Below are 21,063 nucleotides of genomic sequence, written 5' to 3' on the forward strand. Positions count from 1 at the left end.
TCACCTGGCGCGATGTCCTTTCGGCGCGCCGCTCCTCCGCCATTTCACCACTGAGCCCGTCATGCCCGATACCTTCCATTTTTCCCAAACCGTCGCCACCGTCGATCCCGAAGTGTTTGCCGCGATCCAGAAGGAGAATCGCCGCCAGGAAGAGCACATCGAGCTGATTGCCTCGGAAAATTACACCAGCCCGGCGGTGATGCAAGCGCAAGGTTCGCAACTGACCAACAAGTACGCCGAGGGCTATCCGGGCAAGCGCTATTACGGCGGCTGTGAATTTGTCGATATGGTCGAGACGCTGGCGATCGATCGCGTGAGGAAATTGTTCGGCGCCGATGTGCATGGCTACGCGGCCAACGTGCAGGCCAATTCCGGTTCGCAGGCCAATCAGGCGGTGTATTTCGCGTTGCTGAAACCGGGCGATACCATCCTCGGCATGAGCCTCGCCATGGGCGGGCACCTGACCCACGGTTCGCCGGTAAACATGAGCGGCAAGTGGTTCAACATCGTCAGCTACGGGCTCAATGACAAGGAAGAAATCGATTACGACGAAGTCGAGCGCCTCGCGCGGGAATCGAAGCCCAAGCTGATTCTGGCCGGCGCGTCGGCCTACGCGCTACGAATCGATTTTGAGCGCTTCGCGAAAATCGCCAAGGAAGTCGGCGCGTATTTCATGGTCGACATGGCGCATTACGCCGGGCTGATCGCGGCCGGTGTCTATCCGAACCCGATTCCGCACGCGGATGTCGTGACCTCGACCACGCACAAGTCGCTGCGCGGGCCGCGTGGCGGTTTCATCCTCATGAAGGCCGAGCTGGAGAAGGTTATCAACTCGGCGATTTTCCCCGGTATCCAGGGCGGGCCGCTGATGCATGTTATCGCCGGCAAGGCCGTGGCGTTCAAGGAAGCACTCGATCCCAGCTTCAAGATTTACCAGCAGCAAGTGGCGAAGAACGCCGACGTGCTGGCCAAGACGCTGATCAAGCGCGGCCTGCGCATTGTTTCCGGCCGCACCGAATCGCACGTGATGCTGGTGGACCTGCGCGCGAAGCACATCAACGGCAAGGAAGCCGAAGCCGCACTGGGACTGGCGCACATCACGGTCAACAAGAACGCGATTCCGCACGATCCGGAAAAACCTTTCGTCACCAGCGGCATCCGATTGGGCTCGCCCGCGATGACGACGCGCGGTTTCAAGGAGGCCGAAGCCGAACTCACCGGCAACCTGATTGCGGATGTGCTGGATAATCCGCGCGATGAGGCCAATATCGCGGCGGTGCGGGAAAAAGTCTCCGCGCTGACCAAACGCTTCCCGGTTTACGGCGCCTGATTGTTGAGTGCGGCGCGAAACGGAAAATAGAAAATGAAATGTCCGTTCTGTAGCGCACAAGAAACCCAGGTGATCGATTCGCGCGTCTCGGAAGAGGGTGACGTGGTGCGCCGCCGCCGCCGCTGCACGGTGTGTCACAAGCGCTTCACCACCTATGAAAACGCCGAGCTACGCATGCCGACCATCGTCAAATCCAACGGCCAGCGCGAGGATTTTTCGCGGCCAAAGCTTGAGACCAGTTTTCATCGCGCGCTGCACAAGCGCCCGGTGGAAACCGCCAAGGTGGTTGACGCGATCGAGCGTATCGAGCAGGCGGTGCTGAACGAAGCCAAGCGCGAATTACCGTCGCGCAAGATCGGCGAAATGGTGATGGAAGAATTGCGCAAACTCGATCAGGTGGGTTATGTGCGGTTCGCGTCGGTGTATCGCAGCTTTTCGGATGTCGAAGAATTCAAGGACGCGATCCGTGAAGTGACGAAGAAGTGAAGGCAAATTTCAACATGGGAACCACGCGACTTGCCTATGCTGGTTCCAATTTTCCCGCGCAACACGATGTATTCCGCTATTGACCACGCCATGATGTCGCGCGCATTGCGCCTCGCCGAGCGAGGCCGTTGCATCGCGACACCGAATCCTTTTGTCGGCTGCGTTATCGTCAAGCACGGTCGCATCATCGGCGAAGGTTTCACGCAAAAGGGTGGCCGCCCGCATGCGGAGGCGATGGCGCTTGAGGCGTGCAGCGAATCGCCGGAAGGGTCAACGGTGTATTCCACGCTGGAGCCGTGTGTGCGCCATGCGCGCTCGCGCGGTCCGGCGTGTGCGGATTTGCTGATCGCGGCGAAAGTCGCGCGCGTGGTGTCGGCGCTGCACGATCCTTTCGACGGCGTCGATGGCGCCGGCCACGACAGTTTGCGCGCGGCCGGCATTCAGGTCGACATTGGATTGATGGAAGCGGAAGCCGCGCACAGTCTGAAGGCATTTCTGGCCCGAGTGACGCGGAGCCGCCCCTGGCTCACGCTGAAAGTTGCCGCCACGCTCGATGGCAAAACCGCGCTGGCCAACGGCATCTCGAAATGGATCACCAGCGCGGACGCACGGCGCGATGTGCATCGACTGCGCGCGGAAGCGTGTGCCGTGATGACGGGCATCGGTACGCTGCTCGCCGATGATCCTGAATTGACCGTGCGCGATGCACCGTGCGAACGCCAGCCGCTGCGGGTGCTGCTCGATAGCCGGCTTGACGTGGTAAACACCGCGCGCATCTTGCAGGGCGGCAATGTGTTGATCGCAACCGCCGCAAACAAACCCGATCGCGAACGTGAATTGGCGGCAATCGGTGCCGAGGTGATGCGGGTACCAGTCGAGGCAAAGAAGGGCAAAGTTGATCTGGTGAAGATGATGGAACAGCTCGCGCAGCGTGGACTTAACCATGTGATGGTTGAAACCGGCGCGAAACTGAATGCGTCGCTTTTGTCCGCCGGCGTGGTCGATGAAATCATCGCGTATGTGGCGCCGAGTATCTTTGGCGATAGTGCGCGCGGGCTGTTTGCGTTGCAGGAGTTGAAAAATCTGGATGAACGCACCAAATTGAAAATGGTGGATATTCGGCAGATCGGGCCCGATTTGCGAATTACCGCGCAAGTACTGAGAGACTAATCATGTTTACCGGCATCATTGAAACCACCGGCATCATTGAAACTGCGGACGTGAAGCCCGCCAATACGCAACTCACCATCAAGGCGCCACGCCTTGGAATGCACAATGTCGCGATCGGTGACTCGATCGCGGTCGGCGGCTGTTGCCTGACGGTGGTGGCGAAAGGCCCGGAGACGTTTTCCGTGGACGTGTCCAACGAAACGCTCTCGCTGACGACGGGCCTGGTGCAGGGCGGCGAAGTGAACCTGGAAAAGTCGCTGCGCTTCGGCGATCGCCTTGGCGGTCATCTGGTTAGCGGGCATATCGACGGCGTCGGGCTGGTGACGGCGATGGATGATCTGGGCGCATCCTGGCGGCTGGAGATTGAAGCGCCGAAAGACCTGGCGAAATTCGTTGCGCGTAAAGGCTCGATTACGGTCAATGGTGTTTCCCTGACAGTCAACACGGTGAGCGATGCCGCGAACGGCAGCGCGATTTTTGAAATCAACATCATCCCGCACACCCATCAGGTGACGACGATCCGGCTGTTGCGCAAGGGAGCAAAGGTCAATCTGGAAATCGATCAGCTGGCGCGCTATGTGGAGCGGATGCTGCAGACGCAGGCGCCGATGCAGGCTTGATTGGCCATTTAGGTAGGAATATCGCTCCGCTCCAATTGAGCTACGACACTCAAAAGACCGTCATTCCCGCGCAGGCGGGAATCCAAGTTCGGGCAAATTAGATGCCCGCCTGCGCGGGAATGACGGTGGATCAGCCGTGGCGTGCTCCGTAAGCACGGAGTCGGCCGCAAATCCGCAATAGCCCCACGCGCCATCATCCACCGATGAAATATCCTTCCAACGCGCGTGGCTGCTGTCGCCGTGAGAAAATCTCACTTGGCCAACATTTGTGCCAGTTGTGAAAGTGGTTTGCCAAACCATAGCGCTGGCGCGCTTCTCCAAGGCATTCAGGCCGGAAAGCCGCGCCAGTGCTTGATATACATCGTTTTGTACCAAGAGATAATGACATCATGAACGCTCAATCCATGAACATCGCCACCACCCACGAAATCATCGAAGACCTGCGCCTCGGAAAAATGGTGGTGCTAGTCGATGCCGAAGACCGCGAGAACGAGGGCGATCTCGTCATGGCGGCCGATTTTGTGACGCCTGAAGCCATTAATTTCATGGCACGACATGCGCGCGGATTGGTGTGCCTGACGCTGGAAGAAGACCGATGCCGCCAACTCAATCTGCCGCTGATGGTGTTGGACAATCGCACGCCGCACGGTACGGCATTTACGATGTCGATCGAAGCCGCCAGCGGTGTCACGACCGGCATATCGGCCGCAGACCGCGCGCGCACCGTGCAACTGGCGGTGGCGGCAAATGCCAAGCCGGATGACCTCGTGCAGCCGGGCCACATCTTTCCGGTAATGGCCAAGCCGGGCGGCGTGCTGGTCCGTGCGGGGCACACCGAAGCGGGCTGCGATCTTGCGAAGCTTGCCGGCCGCACGCCGGCGGCGGTGATTTGTGAAGTCATCAAAGACGATGGCGAAATGGCGCGCCTGCCGGATCTGCTGGTGTTTGCCGCGCAGCACGGCCTGAAATTGGGCACCATCGCCGATCTGATCCGCTATCGCTCGATCAATGAAACGCTGGTCGAGCGCGTGTCGGAGAAAACCATCGCAACGCCGTATGGCCCGTTCCAGTTGCATGCCTTCCACGATAAAACCGTCAACGAAGTTCACCTGGCGCTGACGCGCGGCGAGATTCTGCCGGATGTGCCGGTGCTGACGCGGGTGCATGAGCCGTTTACCTCGCTTGACCTGTTTGATTTCGACAACGGCCAGCACGCCTATTCCGTCGCGGAAGCCATGCGCATCATTGCCACCGAGGGCACCGGCGTGATCGTGCTGTTGCGCCGGCACGAAACCGCGGAAGCCATCATCGAGCGCTTGTCCGTGGATCCGGCCAAGCCGCCGCGCGTGGCAAAGTGGGATCCGCGCATGTACGGCATCGGCGCGCAGATCTTGCGGCAACTGAATGTGCACAAGATGCGGGTGCTGGCGTGGCCAAAGAAAATTCCTTCGATGGCCGGTTTTGAACTGGAAGTGGTGGACTACGTGCCGCCGAGCAACGAACGCAAACTGAAAGCGGTATGAACTCGATCAAGAAAAATCCCGACGGCCGCGGACTGCGCATCGGCATTGTGCAAAGCCGTTTCAATGAGCCGGTGGTCGTGAAAATGCTCGATGCTTGTGTCAAGGCATTGCGGGAAGGCGGCGTTGCTGACACAAACATCGGCCATGTTTCCGTTCCTGGCGCGCTGGAAATTCCGGTTGCGTTGCAGGCCATGGCGCTGACCCGGCGATATGATGCGCTGATTGCCATCGGCGCCGTTATCCGCGGCGAGACTTATCATTTCGAAGTCGTCTCGAACGAAAGTTGCCGGGGCGTGATGGATGTGATGTTGCAAACGGGCGTGCCCATTGCCAACGGAATTCTGACGGTTGAGAGCGATGCGCAGGCGGAGGCCCGCGTGAGCGAAAAAGGCGCCGATTGCGCGCATGCCGCCATCGAAATGGCCAATGCGCTTGTGGCCATCGCGTCATCGAATCCGGAGGCGCGATGAAAAGTGCTCGCAGACGTTCGCGCGAACTTGCGCTGCAGGCGCTCTACCAATGGCAACTTGCCGGGCAGAGTCTGGCGGATATTGAAAAGCAGTATGCCGTCGCGGAAGGATTTGAAAAAGCCGACGAGAAGCTTTTTTCGCTGCTGGTCAGCGGCGTGATCAAACATCACGATTCGCTCCAGGAACAGCTGGCGCCGAGCCTTGATCGCGTGTGGAATGAAGTCAGTCCGATCGAGCGGGCCGTGTTACTGATCGCCGCGCACGAATTGAGTGCGATGGCCGATACGCCGTATCGCGTGATTATTAATGAGGCCATTGAGCTCGCCAAATCATTCGGCGGTACCGATGGTCATAAATATGTGAACGGCGTGCTGGACAAGCTGGCCGCGCAGGTGCGCGCGGGCGAGATTGCCTATGGCGCGGAGAATCCTGAGACGGCGGTGAAACCACGCGTCGCGCGGAAAACGCCGACGGTGATGACGAAAGTGCGTCGCGTGGCAAAGGTGCCCGCGAAGGTGACCACCAAGTCCACGACAAAGGTTTGAATCCACCGGGCAACGCTCATGACGCCCGAATTTGACCTGATCGCAAAATATTTTACTCGTCCCGTCCGGCGCGCGGTGCTCGGCGTGGGTGATGATTGTGCGGTGATTCGCGTCGCCGACGGTTGCGAACTCGCCATCTCCACCGACACGCTGGTTTCCGGCACGCATTTTTTAGCCGATGCCGATCCTTTCAAACTGGGGTACAAAGCGCTGGCGGTCAACCTGTCGGATCTGGCGGCGATGGGTGCGGCGCCGCGCTATGTGACGCTGGCGCTGACCCTGCCCGCGATTAATGGCGCGTGGCTGGAGGCATTTTCGCGCGGCTTCTTCAAATTAGCTGACGAGAGTGGCGTTGAACTGATCGGTGGTGATACCACGCGCGGGCCCCTCGCGATGACCTTGACCGTATTTGGCGAAGTCCTGGCGGGCAAAGCGCTCCGGCGCGACGGTGCGCAAGCGGGCGACGATATCTGGGTCTCCGGGTCGCTTGGTGGCGCGTCGCTCGCGCTCAGGCATTTGCAGAACGCGACCGTGTTGAAGCCCGTCGTGCTGGAGCGCGCGCTTGAGCGGCTACACACCCCCATCCCGCGCAATGCGCTCGGTTGCGCATTGGTGGAAGTGGCACATTCCGCCATTGACATTTCGGACGGGCTCATTGCGGATCTCACGCATATTTGCGAGCGGTCCGGGTTATCGGCGGTGGTGGACTGGCCGTCGGTTCCACTCTCGCCCACATTGCTGTCGGTGGGTCCGGAACTGCGAATACCTTGCGCGCTCGCGGGCGGCGACGATTACGAACTTTGTTTTACCGCGAGTGAAAACAATCGAACCGCTGTTGAAGCCATCGCCGCGACAACTGGCATCGCACTGACGCGAATCGGGAAAATGCTCGCCGGTATACCAAGTGTTGCCGTGCGCGATGAGCGTGGGGCACTCATGAGTATTCCCGTGTCCGGCTTTGATCATTTCGCGGCAGGACGCGCATGAAGCAGTTGCGGCCCGACAACAAATTTTTGTTGAGTCATCTGGCGCACCTGCTGGCATTCGGCTTCGGCACGGGATTGATGCCCAAAGCGCCAGGGACGTGGGGAACGCTGGCGGCGTTTCCGATTTTCGCGCTGGTACGGCTCGCGGGTGGGGGGATGGCCGCCGGGTTGATGGCGGCGGTGCTGGTCTTCGTGGTGGGGGTCTGGTCATCTGGCGTGGCGGGACGCGCGCTCGGTGTTGCCGATCACGGCGGCATTGTCATCGACGAGATCGCCGCGTTCCTATTGGTGCTCGCGTTCACGCCCGCCACAATGGGCTGGTGGCTGATTGCGTTTTTGCTGTTTCGGGTGTTTGATATCTTTAAACCGTGGCCAATCAATTGGGCCGATCGCACCATCAAAGGCGGGTTCGGCGTGATGTTCGATGACGTGCTGGCGGCGGGTTACGCAATCGGCGCGATATTGCTGTTGCGACCCTTGGCAATTTCGATTTTTTGAGGTGAGGAAATGAAGACTTTTTCTGGTGACGAACACAAAGAAGTGTGGCCGTACCCGACACTGTTCGCGCATCGCGGTGGCGGTATTCACGCGCCGGAGAATACGCTTGCCGCGATCAAGACCGGCCATGCACACTCCTACGCGGCGGTTGAGTTCGACGTCAAGTTGAGTGGCGATTCGGTGGCGATCCTGATGCACGATTCCACGCTCGAGCGCACCACCAATGGCCGGGGACGGGTGGCCGATATGGTGGCCTCCGAACTGGAATCGCTCGATGCGGGTGCGTGGCACAGCGAGGCATTTCGCGGCGAGCGGGTTCCGCGGTTTTCGGCCGTGGCCAAATACCTTCACGGACTCGGGCTGATGGCCAATGTCGAGATCAAGCCCTGCGAAGGACGAGAAGCGGAAACCGGAAAAATGGTCGCGGAATTGTGCGTTGAGTTTTGGCAAGATCGTTTTGTGAAGCCACTGGTTTCATCCTTCAGTGTGGATGCATTGAAAGCCGCACGCGCGGTTGCGCCGCAACTGCCAATGGGTTTGCTGGTGAAAATTCCCTGCGCGGAACATTTGCCCTTGCTTGAGAGCCTGGGTTGCGTGTCGCTGCACTGTCATCATGAGCACATCACAGCTGATCTGGTCCGGCTGTTTCATGGCCACGGTTATCGCGTCATGACTTATACGGTCAATGAGCCCGGTCGTGTTATCGAGTTACTGGCGCTGGGTGTCGACGGGATATTCACCGATCAACTCGAATTGATGGCGAAGAAATTTGCCCATCAACTGAATGACGCAGGCAAGCCGGTGAGTGACCCGGTCGAACTCGATATCGACTGGCAGTCGGTGGTGCCGCCGATGCCGTAGGGGATCGCCGCGCACGCGCCGCGAATAAGGCACACAAGGAACGATCAGGCGCCTTGCTTGGGCGCCCATTTTTTGGCGCATGGCATAGTGTATTTCTGGAAGTTACGGGATATTTTTGCGCTCGCACATGAGAAAGCATTGCTAAATCCATGATTTAGTGATAATTTTGTCACCAATAATAGTTGGTATCTCGTGTTGGCACACTCGGCGGTGGGTTCTCCACCATTTGGTCAGCGATAATCATGCCTCGTATCACGGTCTTCAATCAAAAGGGCGGTGTGGGCAAAACCACCACCGCGCTCAATCTGGCTGCTGCCGCGCTTGCGCGGGCCGGCGAAGCGCCGTTGGTGATCGATCTTGATCCACAGGCGCATCTTTCCAGTCTCAGCGGACTCAATGTCGCGACGAGCGATGCCAGCATCTACGCGTTCTATCGCGACAACAAACCACTGACCGATCTGGTGCGTCAGACCGAACGCAACTGGAGCCTGATTTCGGCGCACCTGGAGTTGGCGAAGGTCGATACGCAATTCGGCAAGGGCCCGAACGTCCTGAATCGCCTGAAGCTCGCGTTGATACGCGAGAAACTGAACGGCGTTCGTCCCGTCATCATCGATTGTTGCCCACTGTTGGGAGTGCTGTCGCTATCGGCGATATTTGCGGCGGACAAAGTCCTGGTGCCGGTGTCGGCCGACTACCTCGCCGCGAAGGGCGCGCTACAGGTTGAGAAAACCTTGAATGCACTCGGGCCGGTGCTGAAGAAGCGTATCGAGCGGCGCTACGTGATTACACGCTTCGATTCGCGTCGCAAGATGTCTTGGGATATCGATAAGACATTCCGCGAACGTTTCGGTGCGGATGTGTGTGAGACGCGCGTCGGGGAGAGTGTGTCGATCGCGGAAAGTCCCTATGCCGAGACCGACGTCTTCGAGCACGCACCGGACAGCCGGGGCGCCCAGGATTATCAGGCGCTCTATGAAGAGCTAAAGGCCAACGATTTTCTGGCGTTGGCGGCCTGACTGCCTGCTTGCCCGGTTTTCCTGTTGCGGCAGGAATAACAACAATCAGGGCTTGTCCCGACCCACAATCAGCGAGATTGCTCCCTCCAGATCGGTTCCATCGCCGCGAGGCAGGTCATCCATCACCCGGCATTCAAGAATCGTGCAGCGGTGATACATCTGTTTGAGCTTGCCCTCGGCCTGTGATTGGTCGATGCCTTGAATGACCAGGTTTTCCACGGTCATTCCCGAACTCGTCTGGATGCGAAAGCCGAATTTTTGCATGCGCGAAGTGTAGCCTGAATTCATTTTTCGCGTACCTGGCAACCCAACAACGCCGGCGCGGGCGATGGGCCCGATGACAAGAATCCGCGCCGGCGTCCCCATATAGCCAACGAATTGCTATCATCAGTTCCATAACGGTTTTCAATTGCCTGTTTTCTCCTGGGGTCCTCATGAACTTACGCGATCTACGCTACCTGGTGGCGCTGGCGGATCACAAACACTTTGGACGTGCAGCGGAGGCGAGCTTCGTGTCCCAGCCGACGTTGTCGACACAGCTCAAGAAGTTTGAAGACGAAATCGGCATGGCGCTGGTAGAGCGCAATCCGCGCAACGTGATGCTGACGGAAGTCGGCGAGGCCGTCGTGGCGAGGGCGCGCGTGATCCTGCGTGAAACCGACGAGATCAAGGCGATTGCGCGACGCGCCAAGGATCCCGAATCCGGCGCAGTGCGCCTCGGCATCTTTCCAACGCTCGGACCCTACCTGTTGCCACATATCGTGCCGAATATCGTCAAGCGTTTCCCGAAACTGGAACTGATTCTTGTCGAAGAAAAAACAGAAGTGCTTCTGAGAAAATTGCACGACGGTGAACTCGATGCCGCCGTGCTGGCGTTGCCGATTCACGATGATTCGCTGCATGCGGAATTCCTGTTCGAGGAAACCTTCGTGCTGGCACTGAATAAACAGCACCGCCTGGCCAAAGCGAAGCGCGTCAAGCTGGCCGATCTGGCGAATGAAAGTCTGCTGCTACTCGATGATGGTCACTGTCTGCGCGATCAGGCGCTGGAAGTATGCCAAATGGCTGGCGCCGGCGAGCGCGCGGGATTTCGCGCCACCAGCCTCGAAACCTTGCGGCACATGGTTAGCGCCAACGTGGGATTGACCTTGATGCCGGCGCTATCAGTGCACGCACCGTCGCCACCGTCGCCCAATGTCTCGCTGATTCCCTTCGCCGAACCGGCGCCGCATCGCCGTATCGCCATGGTCTGGCGGCGTACCTCGGCGTTGACGGCGTTTCTGCACTTGCTGGTGCCGATGGTCAAACAGATTCCCGCCGGATTGTTGAAGGCGCCGAAGTAACAGTGGCGCGCGGTATTGGTAGAGATGCGGAAGGGGCGAGGCAGCGCGTTCGAAATCAACGACGTGCTCTTTGGCTCATTCGATGTTGACTCCACTGCTCGATTCCCAGTAGCGCAAGACAGATGCCGACGGGTAGGTTCGCAAGGATCAAGCCGTACCCGCCCGCGCCTTGCCGTCATGCCCACCCAGCACCCGTGACGGCACATCGGTCCATGCGTCCTTGCGTTTCTTTTCAAGTTCAGGATTCATGGGATAGTGAATCCGGTTCTCCGGCTTGGGTTTCTCGCCAACAACAAGGAGCATTACCTCCGATTCCGTATTGTTCAGGAACGTGTGGCATATCCCGGTGCCGGCGGGAAACGCAACGGAGACGCCAGGGTCCAAATGATGGAGGGTGCCGTCGATCCACACATCTGGATGGCCCTCCAGGACATAGACAAATTCTTCCTCCGCACTTTCGGCATGCGGGTACGACGTTCGACGTCCGGGAAGCAAGCGCTCATGATGAATGCCGATCCGCGTCATTCCGAGCAACTGGCCGATTGGCGCGCCGATCGAAAGAAGCTCCTCACTGTCGGGGTAGTGGCTATCGTCGGCTCTCTCCAAATCACGCCAATGGCGTATGAAATTCGGTCGCTCGTCCATTTTGGCTCCTGGTAAATTTGGCCCATACAAATTCGAATCTTTCAATATCATCTTCCAACATTCAACCTAACTTGGATTTCCAACTATGCGGAAGTGACGAAGGCGCGAATTCTCCTCGCTAGACATGAAATTATCCGCGATTCTCCGCACAACAAGTTGTACATCGCCATTTGACGGGCATTCCAGGCGATAAATGCCTGAAACACCGCGCCAGTGCTGAAGTTTGTGCAAAAAAATGATGTCACGCGCCTTCATATGTTTGACCGGTACGGGATAACTTCTCTCGCCCGGCAACGGTCTTGCCCCTACCGAGGCGCATGTCACCATCTTCACCGCACAAATAAAAAACGGCGCCATGAGCGCCGTCAATTGCTGATTCATTTGGTGGGCGGTACTGGGATCGAACCAGTGACCCCTGCCGTGTGAAGGCAGTGCTCTACCGCTGAGCTAAGGCGAGAACGACGATTACATGGAAACACTGGAACCCCTGCGCTTATCCAAATTGATGTCCGAACGCGGACTTTGTTCGCGGCGCGAGGCCGACGAATACATTCAGCGCGGCTGGGTATTTGTCGATGGCAAGCGCGTCAGTGAACTCGGTACCAAAGTGCTGCCGAACGTGGTCGTCAAGCTCGATCTTCCCGCGCAGGCCGCGCAGGGTGAGCGCATGACGGTGTTGCTGAATAAGCCCATCGGTTATGTGTCGAGTCAGCCGGAGCCGGGTTATCAGCCGGCAATCGTGTTAATCCGGCCGGAGACGCAAGTGCCGGGTGAAACTATCGCTTTCAAACGCGAGCACTTGAAGGAATTGGCGCCGGCCGGGCGGCTGGATATCGATTCGACGGGGCTGCTGGTGCTTACGCAAGATGGACGAATCGCGAAGCAACTGATCGGCGAAGACTCTGATGTCGAAAAGGAATATCTGGTACGTGTCGTCGGAAAATTATCCGATGACGATTTGAAACGCCTCAATCATGGGCTGTCGCTCGATGGCAAGCCGCTGAAGCCCGCCAAGGTTCGCTGGCAAAACGAAGATCAGCTGGATTTCATTTTGCGCGAAGGCAAGAAGCGGCAAATCCGCCGTATGTGCGAGATGGTGGGTTTGCGCGTGGTGGGCCTGAAACGCATTCGAATCGGCAAGGTGATGCTGGGCGATTTGCCGATCGGGCAGTGGCGGTTTCTGCGCGCGGATGAGACTTTCTGAACATGAAATCGCGTCCGCAAAAGTTGTCTGCCGTATAATCCCGCGCTCGCAGCCATCACAACACCAGTCCCGTATTCCAATTGAAGGACACTTCATGAAATTCCGCTTCCCCATCGTCATCATCGACGAAGACTTCCGTTCCGAGAATACTTCCGGCCTGGGAATCCGCGCGCTGGCCGATGCCATCGAGAAGGAAGGCATGGAGGTACTGGGGGCGACCAGTTACGGCGATCTATCGCAGTTCGCGCAGCAGCAGAGTCGGGCGTCTGCTTTCATTCTCTCGATCGACGACGAGGAATTTACGCCCGGGCCGGAACTCGATCCGGCGGTGCTCAACCTCCGCAAGTTCATCGAGGAAATACGCTTCAAGAATGCCGAGATCCCGATTTATATCTACGGCGAAACCAAGACCTCGCAACATATTCCGAACGATATCCTGCGCGAGCTGCATGGCTTCATCCACATGTTTGAGGACACGCCGGATTTTGTCGCGCGCCATATCATCCGCGAGGCCAAGTCATATCTCGATTCGCTGGCGCCGCCGTTTTTCCGTGCGCTGGTGCATTACGCGCAGGACGGTTCCTACTCATGGCATTGCCCGGGCCATTCCGGCGGCGTCGCGTTCCTCAAGTCGCCCATCGGACAAATGTTTCACCAGTTCTTCGGCGAAAACATGCTGCGCGCGGACGTGTGTAACGCGGTGGAAGAGCTCGGGCAGTTGCTCGATCACACAGGGCCGGTGGCGGCCTCCGAGCGCAATGCGGCGCGCATATTCAATGCCGATCATTGTTACTTCGTCACCAACGGTACATCGACCTCCAACAAGATGGTGTGGCACGCCAATGTGGCGCCGGGCGACGTGGTGGTGGTGGACCGCAACTGTCACGTCTCGATCCTGCACGCGATCATCATGACGGGCGCAAATCCCGTGTTCCTGATGCCGACGCGCAATCACCTGGGCATCATCGGCCCGATTCCGCTCGACGAATTCAAGCCTGAAAATATCCGCAAGAAGATAGAAGCCAACCCGTTCATCAAGGACAAGAAAGCCAAGCCGCGCATTCTGACGCTCACCCAGTCGACTTACGATGGCGTGCTCTACAACGTGGAAGCGCTGAAGCTTTTGCTCGATGGCAATATTGACAATCTCCACTTCGATGAGGCGTGGCTGCCGCACGCGACTTTTCATGATTTTTACCGGGACATGCACGCCATCGGCAAGGATCGTCCGCGGCCAAAAGAGGCGATGATTTACGCCACGCATTCGACGCACAAGCTGCTGGCCGGCATTTCGCAGGCCTCGCAAATCGTCGTCCGCGAGTCAGAAACACGCAAGCTCGACCGTCACATTTTCAACGAAGCCTATCTGATGCATACCTCGACTTCGCCGCAATACGCGATCATTGCGAGTTGCGACGTGGCGGCGGCGATGATGGAGCCGCCCGGCGGCACCGCGTTGGTGGAAGAATCCATTGCGGAAGCGATGGATTTCCGCCGTGCCATGCGCAAAATCGATGACGAGTGGGGCAAGGATTGGTGGTTCAAGGTGTGGGGGCCGGAGAAGTTGGCGCGCGAAGGCATTGGCTCGCGCGAAGACTGGGTGCTCAAGGCCAACGAAAAGTGGCACGGCTTCGGCAACCTGGCGCCCGGCTTCAATATGCTGGACCCGATCAAGTCCACCATCATCACGCCGGGGCTGGATGTTTCGGGCAAGTTTGCCAAGACCGGCATTCCCGCTTCCATCGTCACCAAGTTTTTGGCCGAGCATGGCGTTATCGTCGAGAAGACCGGCCTGTATTCTTTCTTCATCATGTTTACCATCGGCATCACCAAGGGTCGCTGGAATACGCTGCTGACGGCGTTGCAGCAATTCAAGGACGACTACGACAAGAATCAACCGATGTGGAAAATCCTTCCGGAATTCGTCGCGGCGCAGCCGAAATACGAATCCCTCGGCCTGAAGGATCTGTGCCACCAGATTCACGATATGTATCGCGCCAACGATGTCGCCAAGGTGACGACGGAAATGTATCTCTCGGATATGCAGCCGGCGATGACGCCTGCCGATGCATTCGCGAAATTGGCGCACCGCGAAATTGACCGTGTGCCGATCGATGACCTCGAGGGCCGCATCACCAGCGTGCTGCTGACGCCTTATCCGCCCGGCATTCCGCTGCTGATTCCCGGTGAGCGCTTCAATCGTACGATCGTCGAATATCTGAAATTTGCCCGCGAGTTCAACGCAAAATTTCCCGGCTTCGAAACCGATATCCACGGGCTCGTCGAGCAGGTTAAGGACGGCAAGGCCTTGTATTTCGTGGATTGCGTTAAACAATAAGCGGGAAATACGGCAAGCGCAAAATAGAAACAGTTGAAACAATGAATGATGTGAATGGCAGCAAAGCGCGGCGCGCGCTCGTTGTCGATGATGACGCGACCACGGTGGAATTCGTTTCCGGGATTCTGCGAAAGTTGGGATATCACGTGGACACCTGCTGCGATGGCATGTCGGCGCTAAATCGATTTCGCGCTGCGCCCTATGATGTGGTGACCATTGATATGCGCATGCCGCGTCTTTCCGGCATCAGTTTCCTGAAGAACCTGCGTTTGCCGCCCGGAACGCCGCATCGTATCGTGGTGTTGTCGGCCATGGAAGACCAGAAACTCCAACGTGAAGCCATTGACGCGGGTGCCGCAGCTTATTTGCTGAAGCCGGCAACGGCGAGCGCCATCATTGACGCCGTAACGAGCGCCGCGGCAAGCGTATAGCGGGCAGTGCGTTGGCAGGACAGGGCTCGCAGGTGACCGCCTTTGCAATGGGATACACTTCGGCGGGTACTTTCCTCCATTTTCAAGACCAATGGGAACCAGTAAAAAAACAAAATTCCGTGCATTGGTGGTCGATGACGATGAAACCGTCACCGATCACGTCACTCAGATGCTGCATCGGTTGAACTTCGACGTCGAGCAATCCTTTGACGGGTTGGATGCGTTGCGGCGCTGTCAGTCTGCGCGATACGACATCGTGCTGTGCGACGTGCGCATGCCGCGATTGTCGGGCCTGAGCCTGCTGACCAATCTTGGGCAAACCCCCAATGCCGATACCCGCATCGTCATGATTTCTGCCCTCGATGATGACGCTCTGCGTAAACAGGCGCTTGCGTCGGGCGCGGTGGCGTACCTGGTCAAGCCATTGACGGAAGACATGTTGCGTGACGCGCTGGGGGATGATTTCGCAACTCAAGCAGATCCGACATGAAGAGCGGGCGGCGGGCAACGACCGTCAATAAATGCAAAACACTGGAATTGGCGCGGTTTTTTGGCGAAAAATTCCCTGAAAGCCCCGCCAGCGCTAGGGTTTCACTTTTCGCTAGCCCGGCCTGATGCAGGACTTCTGGCAATCCAGCGGTTATCAGACATTGCAGCGCAATGATCACGGCTGGCTGCGCGTCACACCGGAATATTTGCAGTTGATCCTGGCGCGCCCGGAGCTAGCGCCGATTGCTGAATCCGGCCCGCACGAGCTCGCGTTGCACGCGCAATTGCTGGAAAATCCGCAGCAGGCCGTGACTGCCGCGGAACTGGCGCGAGTTGAAGACGCGGATACCCGCGAGAACTACGCGTACTTCCTGAAATTCCGCAAAGGCCTCGTCGACGCGGTCACGCTGGAACGCTATTACCTGCAATTGTTTCGCCAAGGCACGGTCGATATTCCGCCGCTGTTTGTCGATTTGCTTGCGCACGCCATTGTTCGCGGGCTGCTGGAAGGCTGTGAGGATACGTACGAGCTGCGGGCGGGTGAAATGTTCTTTCGCCGGCAGCGGGTGTCCACCGAGGGTGGGCAGGTGCTGGTGGCCGATGCCGAGACGATTCAGATGTTTGCCGAAACGGGCGGTTTCGGCAGCGTCGGGCGCATGCTTGCGCAGCAGGGCACGCCGCTTCGCGAAATGAATATGGATGTGATGTCGCATGAAAACGCGCAACTCTACTGGCTGCGAGAAAGCCGCTACGCCTATTTATTGGATTTGACGCACGGTCGTAACGGGCTGCCTGCACTGTCGCGATTGCTTGCGAAATGGATTGCGCATTTCAACGGCGCCACCGTGGATATCGTGCCGCTGCAGAACGTTGAAGACCCCAACTGGCGTTGGCATCTCGGACTGGATATCGAGTCCACGGCAATTCTGAATGACCTTTATGAAAATCGCGAAGTCGACGCGACGCGGCACGCACGGCTGATTTCGCTTTTCCGCCTGGAATTTGCCGATTCGACAGACATGCGTGCAGATGTGGCCGGCAAGCCTGTTTATCTCGGCCTCGCGATGATCGAGGACAACCAGCTCAAGTTGAAGCCGCAGAATCTGCTGCTCAACTTGCCGTTTGCAGGGACGACTTGAGGCAATGCATGCCAATGTATGGCATTGAGGGAAAGCACTGCGTATCCACGATAAAATCGTGGTTGAAAGGAACTTGACCAAATGAAGAAAACCAACGATATGCCCGAAGTGGAAATGCTTCGCAGCGAAATTGAAATGCTGATGGCGGACCGTGAAAAGCTCCTGCTTGTTGCCGGGGCCGCTGCCAAATTTGTCGAGAAAGTGAATATCGCGAGACTCCCGGTCTCGGCAATCCCGCTCGCCGAAGCAATGGCGAGCAGCGTGAACGCGCTATCGGAAGATTCGTTGCGCGAGGCATTGCTGGCACTGAAGAAATAGCGAGCCGGTCTCGCCGCTGGTTTCCTGATGATCGATATCGTTCCGGCCAGCTACGCACGGCGGGGTGGAACCATCACTATGGCGCTCGGGCGCACGCTGCTGCGGTGGTCCGGCTGGCGCTTCGAAGGGTCGTTGCCGGACGTGCCCAAACTGGTCATCGCGGTCGCGCCGCATACGACCAACTGGGATTTCGTTATTGGCGTGCTGGCGCTGTGGGCGATGGATGTGAAGATTTCCTTCCTCGGCAAACACACTCTGTTTCGTGGCTGGTTTGGCCGCTGGATGCGTTCCATCGGCGGCATTCCGGTTGACCGCACCCAATCGCATGGTGTCGTCGGCGAAACGGTCGCCGCGTTCAATCGTGTCGATCGCATGGTGCTCGCGATTGCGCCGGAAGGGACGCGTCAACTCGACAAGGGTTTCAAGAAGGGATTTTTGTATATCGCGCATGCCGCCAAGGCACCGGTACTGCTTGCGTACTTTGATTTCTCGCGCAAAGTCGTGGGCTTTGGGCCGTTGCTTGTACCCAGCAACGATGTTGAGAGCGATATGAAACAGGTTCTTGATTTCTATCGGCCGATCCGAGGCAAATACCGAAAAGTCTGGCAGGAAGCCCCGCAATAAATCCGGTCTATGCGCCAACTCGGCGCGCACGCACCACGGAATTGTTCAGCTTTGGTGCAACGCAACAAATGAGGACGAAGTGCTTAGTCATTGAACGACAAAGACAAATCGGCATTTCACGAGTTGGCATGGCAAATGCTTATAGACAAGTGCGGTGGTTAACTCCATCGTCAATTTCTCCTCCGAGAGCGGTTTGCCCGATCCCCCCAAGGGATCGGGCATTTTTTGGCGCGGACTCTCTTGCACGAAAAGCGCTTTCGCGCTGACAGCACCTGCCGGTGAAAACTTCAGAAAGATTCAGTCAAGAGTTGCCGGTACTCCGCCGCGCTCGCCTCGCGGGGATTGGTTTTGTGACAATGGTCCACCAGCGCACCGTTGATGACGGCATCGAACATATCTTTTTGCACGCCCATCTGGCCGAGGCCCAGCGGCAGTCCGAGGCGTGTACACATCTGCACAACGGCGTCGGCGAGGTCGTCGGCGTCATTGAGCCGCATTGCGTGTTTCAGCCTGGACATCTTGTTTTCCTTGATCACTGATGGTGCCGAGGCATTGAAACGCAACACCGCCGGCATCACTACCGCGTTCAGGGTGCCGTGATGCAATCCGGTCCTGCCATCGACCTTCAGTCCACCCAAGGGATGCGAAAGAGAATGCACCGCACCCAAACCCTTCTGAAACGCCATCGCGCCCTGCATCGACGCGCTCATCATGTTGAGGCGCGCATCGACGTCATTGCCGTCCCGCGTCGCCTTCTCGATGCTCGACCATGCGCGCTCGAGTCCATCCAGAGCAATGCCGTCGGCGGGAGGATTGAATGCCGCCGACAGGAATGTCTCGACGCAATGGGCAATGGCGTCCATGCCTGTTGCTGCCGTCAGATACGGTGGCAAACCGAGCGTCAGCATGGGATCGCAAATGGCCGAACGCGGCAGCAAATTCCATGAATGAAAGCCGAGTTTTCGACCGTCGTTGAGGATGACAATTGCGCCGCGCGCGACTTCGCTGCCGGTGCCCGCGGTCGTTGGCACGGCAATCAACGGCAGGGCCGCTTCCGTGATCCGTGGACCACCGCCCTCAATGGTCGCGTAGGTTTTTAGTTCGCCTGGATGCGTGGCGAGAATGGCGGCCGCTTTGGCCAGGTCTATGGACGAGCCGCCACCGACGGCGATCAATCCGTCACAACCTGCGTCGCGATACAAATCGGCGGCGCGACGGGCCATGGCTTCGGTGGGGTTGCTCGGCGTGTCATCGAATAATGTGCAAGACATGCCGGGAAGCGTTGCCGTCACGCGCTCGACGATTCCGGTCGCGACCACGCCTTTGTCGGACACAATCAGCGGACGCAGGATGCCGATGCGTTCACATTCGCTCTTGAGCTGCAGTAACGAATCGGCGCCGATATGGATATGGGTCAGGTAGAAGATGAAAGCCATGTTATTTATCTCGTCCAGGCAGTAGTTGAGATTCTAGTCTTTCGCGGGATTGGACAGTTCGTCAATCCTGGCGCGGGACAACGCGCGAAGTGACGGGCGCAATCGCCACCCTCATCGCGTATCACCAGCATTGACGCGCTTTCGCAGGCCGTTTTGCCCCAAACGCCGCGCCGAATGGCGACTTTCGATTTGTATTGCACAGTGAAGCGTCATCCGCACCAGCACGTCCGACGTTGTTATGATGTGGAAAAATTTCTTAAAACGATTCGATCGTCTTTCACACAAGAGGAGTGCGTATGTTCAGAACCAGACAATTTCTCGCCAGGCTGGCAATCGGGATCGCGACAACAATCGCATTGACGGTTGCGGCCGCCGAGATTACTTTCTACGAATACCCCGGCTTCGCCGGGCAGTCGATCACGCTTCGCGGTTACACGGCCAATTTTGCACAGGCGGGATTCAATGACCGCGCTTCGAGCATTGTCGTGCGTTCGGGCACGTGGCAGGTTTGTACCGATGCCGAATTCCAGGGCGAGTGCGCGACATTATCGCGGGGTGAATATCGCACGCTCGACAGCCGTTTCGATGGCCGTCTTTCTTCCGCGCGTGATGTCGCGAGCTACGCGGGCGAAACCGGCAATTACACCTCGTACGGTCGTGGCCGAATCGAATTGTTTGAAGGTAGCGCATTTCGCGGGCGGTCGGTATTGCTCGATCGGGATACCGCGAATTTCGCGTCGGTCGGTTTCAATGATCGCGCCGGGTCAATGATCGTCCACGAGGGCACGTGGGAGCTTTGCATTAACGCCGACTATCGCGGGTCCTGCCGCACCTATGGCGGTGGGCGCTATGCGGACCTGGGACCCGGCATGACCAACCAGGCTTCATCGGCGCGAATGGCGAGCAGCTATAACGATGCCCCGGTGGTGATTGGCGGTGGCAGGTATCCTCCGCAAATTGGTGATCGTCCCAGCGGCGATCGTCACGCCAGCCGTCCACCCGACCAGGGCCGCCTGATCCTCTACGATCAGGATCGCTTCGGTGGTCGCAGTATGGCGTTGACCGAGAACATGGTCGATCTGGGTGCGGCGGGCTTTAACGATGCGGCCGCGTCGGCGATCGTTGAAAGCGGCTATTGGGAAGTGTGCAGCGACCACTATTTTCGCGGCGACTGCCGCGTGATCGGTCCGGGACGCCATGTCCGGCTCGAAGGTGCGGTCTACCGGTCCATCTCTTCGGCAAGGGTTGCGGGTAATCGTCCCGGTCCATCACGACCTGACCGCAATCGGGCGGATGTGGTTCTGTTCGAGCATGATGATTTTGCGGGCCGCCGGTTTGAAGCACGCGGCGATGTGCCGGACCTTGCGCCGCACAACTTCAACGACACGGTTTCGTCGCTCATCGTTCATAGCGGTCAATGGCAGGTTTGCGTGGATGCGCTCTACAGCGGGCGTTGCGTCGTTTATGGGCCTGGTGAGTATCGAAGCGTATATGGATTGAACGATCAGATTTCATCAGCGCGCCGCATCAGTCGATAGTCTTGCCTGCATCGGGTGACGCGCCTTGCGCGCGTCACCTTCTTGCAACG

The 21,063-nt window shown here is 58.1% G+C and carries 24 protein-coding genes; 20 read left to right on the forward strand and 4 right to left on the reverse strand.

Going from position 1 to position 21,063, the window contains the following annotated elements; translation table 11 throughout:
• Positions 1-61: 61 nt before the first annotated feature.
• The 11 genes from IPP88_23490 to IPP88_23540 all read left to right on the forward strand — a co-directional run bounded on the left by IPP88_23490 (position 62) and on the right by IPP88_23540 (position 9,508).
• Positions 62-1,330: a serine hydroxymethyltransferase gene (locus IPP88_23490; protein ID MBL0125498.1), complete on the forward strand. Its 1,269-nt coding sequence runs from the start codon at positions 62-64 to the stop codon at positions 1,328-1,330.
• A gap of 33 nt (positions 1,331-1,363) precedes the next feature.
• Positions 1,364-1,816, forward strand: a complete 453-nt coding sequence (nrdR, locus tag IPP88_23495) for a transcriptional repressor NrdR (GenBank protein MBL0125499.1) — start codon at positions 1,364-1,366, stop codon at positions 1,814-1,816.
• Positions 1,817-1,909: 93 nt separating this feature from the next.
• Positions 1,910-2,986, forward strand: a complete 1,077-nt coding sequence (gene ribD / locus IPP88_23500) for a bifunctional diaminohydroxyphosphoribosylaminopyrimidine deaminase/5-amino-6-(5-phosphoribosylamino)uracil reductase RibD (protein ID MBL0125500.1) — start codon at positions 1,910-1,912, stop codon at positions 2,984-2,986.
• Between the two features lie 2 nt (positions 2,987-2,988).
• Entirely contained in the window at positions 2,989-3,606 is a 618-nt protein-coding gene (locus IPP88_23505) for a riboflavin synthase (GenBank protein ID MBL0125501.1), read from the forward strand.
• Positions 3,607-4,010: 404 nt separating this feature from the next.
• Complete coding sequence (gene ribB, locus IPP88_23510) at positions 4,011-5,129, forward strand: 3,4-dihydroxy-2-butanone-4-phosphate synthase (protein ID MBL0125502.1); 1,119 nt, start codon at positions 4,011-4,013, stop codon at positions 5,127-5,129.
• A complete protein-coding gene (locus IPP88_23515) occupies positions 5,126-5,599 on the forward strand; it encodes a 6,7-dimethyl-8-ribityllumazine synthase (protein MBL0125503.1) in 474 nt (157 codons plus the stop codon). The genes ribB and IPP88_23515 overlap by 4 nt, the downstream gene beginning before the upstream one ends.
• Positions 5,596-6,144, forward strand: a complete 549-nt coding sequence (gene nusB, locus IPP88_23520; protein MBL0125504.1) for a transcription antitermination factor NusB — start codon at positions 5,596-5,598, stop codon at positions 6,142-6,144. Before IPP88_23515 ends, nusB begins: the two co-directional genes overlap by 4 nt.
• Before the next feature lie 18 nt (positions 6,145-6,162).
• Positions 6,163-7,131, forward strand: a complete 969-nt coding sequence (gene thiL, locus IPP88_23525) for a thiamine-phosphate kinase (protein ID MBL0125505.1) — start codon at positions 6,163-6,165, stop codon at positions 7,129-7,131.
• Positions 7,128-7,628, forward strand: coding sequence for a phosphatidylglycerophosphatase A (locus IPP88_23530; protein MBL0125506.1), 501 nt, complete (start codon positions 7,128-7,130; stop codon positions 7,626-7,628). Before thiL ends, IPP88_23530 begins: the two co-directional genes overlap by 4 nt.
• Positions 7,629-7,637: 9 nt before the next feature.
• The gene (gene ugpQ, locus IPP88_23535) at positions 7,638-8,489 is read left to right on the forward strand and encodes a glycerophosphodiester phosphodiesterase (protein ID MBL0125507.1); all 852 of its coding nucleotides are present in this window, start codon (positions 7,638-7,640) and stop codon (positions 8,487-8,489) included.
• Between the two features lie 242 nt (positions 8,490-8,731).
• Positions 8,732-9,508: a ParA family protein gene (locus IPP88_23540; GenBank protein ID MBL0125508.1), complete on the forward strand. Its 777-nt coding sequence runs from the start codon at positions 8,732-8,734 to the stop codon at positions 9,506-9,508.
• 45 nt (positions 9,509-9,553) lie between these two features.
• On the opposite strand, the gene IPP88_23545 is transcribed toward IPP88_23540, so the two are convergent.
• On the reverse strand, positions 9,554-9,796 hold the full coding sequence (locus IPP88_23545) for a hypothetical protein (protein MBL0125509.1): 243 nt from the start codon (positions 9,794-9,796) through the stop codon (positions 9,554-9,556).
• Positions 9,797-9,942: 146 nt separating this feature from the next.
• Between IPP88_23545 and IPP88_23550 the strand changes: the two genes are divergently transcribed.
• Positions 9,943-10,851 (forward strand): LysR family transcriptional regulator, encoded by a 909-nt coding sequence (locus tag IPP88_23550; GenBank protein ID MBL0125510.1) that lies wholly within the window; start codon positions 9,943-9,945, stop codon positions 10,849-10,851.
• A 147-nt stretch (positions 10,852-10,998) separates the two neighbouring features.
• Here IPP88_23550 and IPP88_23555 read toward each other — a convergent pair whose 3' ends face one another.
• Positions 10,999-11,496 (reverse strand): cupin domain-containing protein, encoded by a 498-nt coding sequence (locus tag IPP88_23555; GenBank protein MBL0125511.1) that lies wholly within the window; start codon positions 11,494-11,496, stop codon positions 10,999-11,001.
• Positions 11,497-11,562: 66 nt separating this feature from the next.
• On the reverse strand, positions 11,563-11,877 hold the full coding sequence (locus IPP88_23560; GenBank protein MBL0125512.1) for a hypothetical protein: 315 nt from the start codon (positions 11,875-11,877) through the stop codon (positions 11,563-11,565).
• Positions 11,878-11,965: 88 nt separating this feature from the next.
• Between IPP88_23560 and IPP88_23565 the strand changes: the two genes are divergently transcribed.
• From IPP88_23565 to IPP88_23595, 7 genes are all read left to right on the forward strand, one after another.
• A complete protein-coding gene (locus IPP88_23565) occupies positions 11,966-12,700 on the forward strand; it encodes an rRNA pseudouridine synthase (GenBank protein MBL0125513.1) in 735 nt (244 codons plus the stop codon).
• A 94-nt stretch (positions 12,701-12,794) separates the two neighbouring features.
• A complete protein-coding gene (locus IPP88_23570) occupies positions 12,795-15,038 on the forward strand; it encodes an arginine/lysine/ornithine decarboxylase (protein MBL0125514.1) in 2,244 nt (747 codons plus the stop codon).
• Positions 15,039-15,079: 41 nt separating this feature from the next.
• A complete protein-coding gene (locus tag IPP88_23575) occupies positions 15,080-15,469 on the forward strand; it encodes a response regulator (GenBank protein MBL0125515.1) in 390 nt (129 codons plus the stop codon).
• A gap of 91 nt (positions 15,470-15,560) precedes the next feature.
• The gene (locus IPP88_23580) at positions 15,561-15,959 is read left to right on the forward strand and encodes a response regulator (protein ID MBL0125516.1); all 399 of its coding nucleotides are present in this window, start codon (positions 15,561-15,563) and stop codon (positions 15,957-15,959) included.
• Positions 15,960-16,083: 124 nt separating this feature from the next.
• Positions 16,084-17,097 carry a hypothetical protein gene (locus tag IPP88_23585; GenBank protein ID MBL0125517.1) on the forward strand — a complete coding sequence of 338 codons (1,014 nt, stop codon included), beginning with the start codon at positions 16,084-16,086 and terminating at the stop codon, positions 17,095-17,097.
• Positions 17,098-17,178: 81 nt separating this feature from the next.
• Positions 17,179-17,415, forward strand: coding sequence for a hypothetical protein (locus tag IPP88_23590; GenBank protein MBL0125518.1), 237 nt, complete (start codon positions 17,179-17,181; stop codon positions 17,413-17,415).
• Positions 17,416-17,442: 27 nt separating this feature from the next.
• Entirely contained in the window at positions 17,443-18,039 is a 597-nt protein-coding gene (locus IPP88_23595) for a lysophospholipid acyltransferase family protein (protein ID MBL0125519.1), read from the forward strand.
• Between the two features lie 287 nt (positions 18,040-18,326).
• Here IPP88_23595 and IPP88_23600 read toward each other — a convergent pair whose 3' ends face one another.
• Positions 18,327-19,475 (reverse strand): iron-containing alcohol dehydrogenase, encoded by a 1,149-nt coding sequence (locus IPP88_23600; GenBank protein MBL0125520.1) that lies wholly within the window; start codon positions 19,473-19,475, stop codon positions 18,327-18,329.
• Positions 19,476-19,771: 296 nt separating this feature from the next.
• Between IPP88_23600 and IPP88_23605 the strand changes: the two genes are divergently transcribed.
• Complete coding sequence (locus tag IPP88_23605) at positions 19,772-21,013, forward strand: beta/gamma crystallin family protein (GenBank protein ID MBL0125521.1); 1,242 nt, start codon at positions 19,772-19,774, stop codon at positions 21,011-21,013.
• The last annotated feature ends 50 nt before the right edge of the window (positions 21,014-21,063 follow it).

Source organism: Betaproteobacteria bacterium (genome assembly GCA_016720925.1).
Classification (GTDB): Bacteria; Pseudomonadota; Gammaproteobacteria; order Burkholderiales; family Usitatibacteraceae; genus UKL13-2.